Source organism: Methylobacterium ajmalii (assembly GCF_016613415.1).
Taxonomy (GTDB): Bacteria; Pseudomonadota; Alphaproteobacteria; order Rhizobiales; family Beijerinckiaceae; genus Methylobacterium; species Methylobacterium ajmalii.
In genome coordinates, this window is record NZ_JACWCT010000111.1 from 1 (window position 1) to 6,352 (window position 6,352).

General features: G+C 72.6%; 5 protein-coding genes, 1 pseudogene and 1 riboswitch. Of the genes and pseudogenes, 2 read left to right on the plus strand and 4 right to left on the minus strand.

The window, feature by feature from the left end:
* The 4 genes and pseudogenes from HPY23_RS21090 to HPY23_RS21105 form a co-directional block, all read right to left on the minus strand.
* Positions 1–765 (minus strand): annotated as a pseudogene (locus HPY23_RS21090) (methyl-accepting chemotaxis protein); the annotation flags it as partial.
* Positions 765–1,091, minus strand: a complete 327-nt coding sequence (locus HPY23_RS21095; protein WP_091885467.1) for a hypothetical protein — start codon at positions 1,089–1,091, stop codon at positions 765–767. The gene HPY23_RS21095 and the pseudogene HPY23_RS21090, both read right to left, overlap by 1 nt.
* Before the next feature lie 298 nt (positions 1,092–1,389).
* Positions 1,390–2,529: an acyltransferase family protein gene (locus tag HPY23_RS21100; RefSeq protein WP_091885470.1), complete on the minus strand. Its 1,140-nt coding sequence runs from the start codon at positions 2,527–2,529 to the stop codon at positions 1,390–1,392.
* Between the two features lie 129 nt (positions 2,530–2,658).
* Entirely contained in the window at positions 2,659–3,033 is a 375-nt protein-coding gene (locus tag HPY23_RS21105) for an HNH endonuclease family protein (RefSeq protein ID WP_060845833.1), read from the minus strand.
* A gap of 188 nt (positions 3,034–3,221) precedes the next feature.
* Positions 3,222–3,333, plus strand: a riboswitch (TPP riboswitch).
* A gap of 58 nt (positions 3,334–3,391) precedes the next feature.
* Here HPY23_RS21105 and thiC point away from each other — a divergent pair.
* Entirely contained in the window at positions 3,392–5,296 is a 1,905-nt protein-coding gene (gene thiC / locus HPY23_RS21110) for a phosphomethylpyrimidine synthase ThiC (protein ID WP_091885473.1), read from the plus strand.
* The coding region (locus HPY23_RS21115; RefSeq protein WP_200649672.1) for a cache domain-containing protein at positions 5,293–6,352 on the plus strand (1,060 nt) is incomplete at its 3' end. The genes thiC and HPY23_RS21115, both read left to right, overlap by 4 nt.

The following is a 6,352-nucleotide window of genomic DNA, read 5'->3' on the forward strand; positions in this document are numbered from 1 at the left end:
GGCCTCGGCCGAGCGGTCGGCGGCGGTGCCGGCGGTCCGCGACATCGCCCGGGCGGTCGCCTGCAGGTCGCCCGCCGAGGCCGCGACCTGGCCGACGATGCCGCCCACCGCCGCCTCGAAGGCCGCCGCCATCCGCAGCACGCCCTCGCGCCGCTCGTGCTCGGCGGCGCGACGGGCCGCTTCGCCGTCCTGCTCCATGGCGCGCAGGCGGGCCATCTGGTCCTTGGCCTCCCGCTCGGAGGCGGCGAGCCCGGCCAGCGTCCCGGCGACGGTGTGGCAGATCCGGGCGAGCACCGCCGCCTCGATCGTCAGGATCACCGCGTGCAGGACCACCCGGCCGAGGTCGCCCCCCGCCGGGAAGACCGCGGCCGGTAGCAAGAGGTTGAGCACGAGGTGGTGCAAAGCCGTGGCGCCGGTGGCCGCCAGGATCACCCGCCAGTCGCACCAGCCGGCGAGCACCGCCAGGCAGGCGAAGAAGTACATGTGCAGGTCGACCTGCCAGGGATGGCCGGCGCTGGCATAGAGCAGCACCGCCGCCATGCCGACGAGGGCGAGCGCGGAGGCGAGCCGGGTGCGCAGTCCGATCGGGTCCCGCCACCACGACAGGGTGGCGGCGCCCGCGAGCACGGCCGCCGCCAGGCCCGGTGCCGGCAAGGCGCCGCCGCCGGTGATCAGCGGCAGCGCCGCGGCGACCGGGACGTGCGCCCAGAGCAGCGGGATCAGGATGCGGGCGAAGGAACGGCGGAGGTCGTCGGCGTCGGTCATCAGCGGGCGGTGCTCGGTGACGGAAGGAAGTTGCGGGATGTCCCGGCGGGGGCGGAGGGGCCGCACCCGCCGGCGAGGAGGGGATCGAGGACCAGCCAGGCGCCGGCGCCGTAGAGGCGCCGGACGAAGCCGGGCTCCTCCGAACGCGCCACCACCAGGCCGCCCGGACCGGGGCGAACGAGCCGGCCGCCGGCGGCGGCGACGATCGCCACCGTCTCGCCGATCCCGCCGCCCGGACGGCCGAGCACCGCCACCGCGTCCGAGCGCGGTGCGGCGACGACCAGGAACGGGACCAGGATCAGGAGCAGCAGACCGGCGCCGTCCATGAGGCGGCATCGCGCATCCATGAGGCTCGCCCCGTGGGTGTGAACTTGCGGGATCTTGCGGGGGAATGCCTTACGGAGGGTAAAGCGTGGTTTACGGATTTGTCCGGATTGGTCCTCGACTTGATGATCGGCATATCGCGAGCGGTACCAGCGTAACTGTTAGCTGGCGCGAGACCCGCTCGTCCGCGATGGTCGCGCGCACCAACGAAAAACGGCGCCCCGGGGGGCGCCGTCGTGTCGGTTCGCGTGATTCGGCCGGCCGAGAGCTTGGCCGAGGGGGCGCCCGGACCGAACGCGGTCAGGCCGTCGGCGCCGGGGCGAGGCGCGGCGCCGGGCGGCCGCCATCCTCGCCGACGAGGTGGAAGGCAGCCGGGCGGCGGAACAGGAAGCGGGCCGGGGTGTGGCGAACCACCCGCTCGATGGCGAGCGGGACCACCACCGCGGTCAGCGTCACCAGCAGCGCGACGAGGCCGATATCCTCGATCACGCCGCTGCGCACGAGCGCCGTGCGCAGGGCCGCCATCGGCAGGAAGAAGGCGAGGTAGATCACGATCGAGCGCTCGCCGCAGGCCCGCAGGGCCGCGGTCACCGGACCGCCGGCGCGGGTCAGGAGCGCAGCGGTCGCCACGATGGCGAGCGCGCCTGCGGCGCCGAGCATCAGGCTCACCACCGGCAGGCTCGCGAGCGTCGGGTGGGAGGTCAGCCCGGTCGGCGTGAAGACGAGGAGCGCCTCGAGCGACGCCCAGGCGGCGAGGCCGAGGAGCGCGAGGCCGGAGCGCGCCCGCACCCAGTCGGCCAGGGCGAAGATCCGGGCGGCGAACAGGTAGCCGGCGACGAAGTAGACCAGCCGGTCGCAGAACTCGTCGATCAGGGTCGAGCCGGTATGGACCGGGGCGAGCTGGAGCAGCGCCGCGCCGATCAGCAGCACCGGCCAGGGCAGCCGCCGCAGGAGCTTCACGACGACCGAGAACACTGCCAGCAAGTAGATGAACCACAGGGTCGAGTAGGGCTCGACCAAGCCGTGGGCGAGATGGGCCAGGAAGGCGCCGGGCCCGGCGCCGTCGGTGATCTGGCCGTACTTCACCGCCGACTGGAGCACCATCCACAGCAGGTAGAAATACGCGAAGTGGACGATGCGCCGGTCGGCGAAGAGGCGCCAGTCGCGATCGACGACCCGGCCGACGAACAGGCCGGAGAGCAGGAAGAAGTCCGGGATCCGGAACGGTTTGGCGAACTCCACGACGTGATGCATGAAGCCCTCGCCGCCCATCGCCTCGCCGACCCCGAGGGTCGAGTGCATCATCACGACGAGGATGATGCAGATGCCCTTGGCGACGTCGACCCAGGCGAGGCGGCCAGGGGAGGCATCGATGCGCGGGCGCACCGGATCGTCCGGCCGGACCGAGAGGGCGGGTTCGGTGTTGGGACGGGCGGACATCGGGCGTCTCCGGAGGTTCGGCCGGAAGGCTGCCAGGGAGACGTAAAGATCGGATCGGGCCCGATCCCGCGAATCGCACCGAACCGCGCAAGATCGGATTCACCCTGATCGGCCGCGGCGAGCCTTCCGCTACCGAACGCTGCGCTTCGTCTCCCGCCGCGTCCGGGTCATCCGCGTCGCGGCGTGGAAGTCGTCGGGCTTCGTCCGCACCCAGGCGAGAAAGCGGGCGATCTCGGGCTCGGCCCGCAGGCTCTCGACGTCGCTCAGGCGCCGCGCCAGCTCCGCCTCGCTGTGCCGGGCATGGATCGCCGAGTGGCAGATCTGGTGCAGCTGCACGGTCTCGCCGTGGGTGCCGCCCTTCAGCTTCGGCGTCAGGTGGTGCCGGCTCTGGCGGGCGCCGGGCGGGATCGGCCGCTCGCAGAGCGGGCAGATCACCGCCGGGCGGGTGGCCGGGCCATGGGTCGAGGGGTCGTCGTCGTTCCAGCGCCGCTCTCGGCGTCCCAAGGCCTGCTCCTCTGCAAGGGCGGGTGTGAGTGATCCGTATCTGGGTCGCCGGGCGGGCGGGGTGCAAGGCCGCGCGGGCGACGGCGCGGGAGCACCGATGCCGCAGCGTCCCGGACACCAGGCCGTCCCTCCCGGCCGCACCCCTCGGACCGGCGATTGACAAACCTCGCACCTGGCGGGAGATTGATCCCGTTACCGAGGGGAGCCCCGCCAACCGGGGCTGAGACTGGACGAGCGCGCGTCCTGACCCTTGAACCTGATCCGGTTCGTACCGGCGGAGGGACGGGAACCTGCCATGACCGACGTGACCCGTGCGTCCTCGCGCCTCGAGGCCGGATCGTCTCCCAGGGAGAGATCCATGAACGCACCGATCCCCGCCCACACTCTTCCTCCCGAAGATCTTCCCAAGGATCTTCCGAAGACCGTCACCACGGGGCCGGTCACCGGCTCGGTGAAGGCCTATGCGGCCCCGCGCGGGCGCCCCGACCTGCGCGTGCCCTACCGCGAGATCGCGCTGACGGACCCGGGCGAGGCCCGGGTGCGGGTCTACGATCCCTCCGGCCCCTATACCGAGACCGACGCGCGCATCGATCTCTCCGCCGGGCTGCCCGAGATCCGCGCCGGCTGGCTCGCCGCCCGCGGCTACGGGGCGGTGGCGCCCCGGGCGGTCAAGCCGGAGGATAACGGCTTCGTGGCCGAGGACCGGCTGGTGGCGCCGTGCCCGGCCACCCGCACCGTGCGGCGCGGGGCGCCCGGCCAGCTCGTCACGCAGTACGAGTTCGCCCGGGCCGGGATCGTCACCGAGGAGATGATCTACGTCTCCCACCGCGAAAACCTGTGCCGCGAGGCGATGCTGGACCAGGCCGAAGGCAAGATCGCCGACGGCGAAAGCTTCGGGGCCGCGATCCCGCCCTTCATCACCCCCGAGTTCGTGCGCGACGAGGTGGCGCGCGGGCGGGCGATCATCCCGGCCAACATCAACCACACCGAGGTCGAGCCGATGGCGATCGGCCGCAACTTCCTCGTCAAGATCAACGCCAATATCGGCAACTCGGCGGTGAGCTCCTCGGCCGCCGAGGAGGTCGAGAAGATGGTGTGGGCGATCCGCTGGGGCGCCGACACGGTCATGGACCTCTCGACGGGCCGTAACATCCACAACATCCGCGGCTGGATCCTGCGCAACGCTCCCGTGCCGATCGGCACGGTACCGATCTACCAGGCGCTGGAGAAGGTCGGCGGCGATCCGCTCAAGCTCGACTGGGAGGTGTTCAAGGACACCCTGATCGAGCAGGCCGAACAGGGGGTGGACTACTTCACCATCCATGCCGGCGTGCGCCTCGCCCACGTCCCGCTCACCGCGCGGCGCGTGACCGGCATCGTCTCGCGCGGCGGCTCGATCATGGCGCGCTGGTGCCTGGCCGGGCACCGGGAATCCTTCCTCTACGAGCGTTTCGCGGAGATCTGCGACATCTGTCGAGCGTACGACGTGTCGTTCTCGCTCGGCGACGGCCTGCGCCCGGGCTCGATCGCGGATGCCAACGACGCGGCGCAGTTCGCCGAACTGGAGACGCTCGGCGAGCTCACCAAGGTCGCCTGGGGCAAGGGCTGTCAGGTGATGATCGAGGGCCCCGGCCACGTCCCGATGCACAAGATCAAGGTTAACATGGACAAGCAGCTCGCTGAATGCGGCGAGGCGCCGTTCTACACGCTCGGCCCGCTGACCACCGACGTGGCGCCGGGCTACGACCACATCACCTCCGGGATCGGCGCGGCGATGATCGGCTGGTTCGGCACCGCGATGCTCTGCTACGTGACGCCCAAGGAGCATCTCGGCCTGCCAAACCGCGACGACGTGAAGACCGGCGTCGTCACCTACAAGATCGCGGCGCATGCCGCCGACCTCGCCAAGGGCCACCCGGCCGCGCAGATCCGGGACGACGCCCTGTCGCGGGCCCGGTTCGACTTCCGCTGGGAGGACCAGTTCAACCTCTCGCTGGATCCCGACACCGCCCGGGCCTACCACGACGAGACCCTGCCGAAGGACGCCCACAAGGTCGCGCATTTCTGCTCGATGTGCGGCCCGAAATTCTGCTCGATGAAGATCACCCAGGACCTGCGCGCCGACGTGCTGGCGATGGAGGCGGCGAGCGCCGTGGTCGGCGAGGCCACACCGCTCGACGAAGCGGCCCGCGCGGCCGGCATGGCCCAAAAATCGGCGGAATTCTTGGGCGAGGGCGGGAGACTCTACGTCGACGCCGGATGAGCGCGACCCCCGCGCCCCCGGCCCGACCGGTCGGGGGCGCGGGGATCGATCCGGGCGCCGGCGCGCGGCGCAAGGACCCACGAATGCTGATGCAGGCCCAGAAGGCCCCGCCGGAACCGGCCCGGCCCGCTCCCGCACGATCGCGCCCGGGCTCGATCGTGCGCCGCCTCGTCGTCTTCGCCCTCGGCCTGGCGGTGCCGATCCTGATCTTCGGCGGCGTGGTGCTGTGGCAGTTCGCCGGGACGGCGAGGGCGCGCCTCGAGGCGGATGCCCTGGGCCGGGCCCGGATGGAGGCGGCGGCGGTCGACCGCGAGGTCGCGAGCCTGATCGCCACGCTGGAGGCGCTGAGCCTTTCGAACGCGCTCCAGCGCGGCGACGTGACGGCGTTCCGCGACCAGATGCAGGAACTGGCGCGGCGCAGCGGCCTCTCGGCGACCCTGCGCGATCCCGACGGGCGGCGGCTGATCGACATCGGCCCCGAGCCGATGCCGGAACGCCTCGACGGGGCGGACGCCCAGGCCCTCGCCGGCCGGCCGGCGGTCTCGGGCGTGGTCGACGGGCGCTTCCGGGTGACGGTGCCGGTGGTGCGCCGGGGCGGCGAGGCGGTGCTCTACCTCCTGTCGTTCTCCCTGCCGGCCGACCGGATCCGCAACCTCCTGGCCTCCGGCGGGGTGCCGAAGGACTGGGTGATGAGCGTCGTCGACCGCGACGACCGGGTGCTCACCCGCACCCGCGCGCCGGAGCGCTTCACCGGCATCCAGGCGCCCGACGACCTGCGCCGGGCCTCCGGACCGGAGGGGAGCTGGCGCGGCACGTCGCTGGAGGGCGAGCCGCTCTTCATCGCCTACGCGCGGGCCGGCGTGCCGGACTGGCGCATCGCCGTCGGGGTGCCCGAGGAGGCGCTGGCGGCGCCGGTGCGGGCCTCGCTCGTGTGGTTCGCCGCGCTCGGGGGCATGCTCGCCGCCGTCGCGGCGGTCCTGGCGCTGGCCTTCGCCCGCGGCATCGCGGCGCCGCTCCAGGCCCTGCGCGACCAGGCGGTGGCGCTCGGCCGCGGCC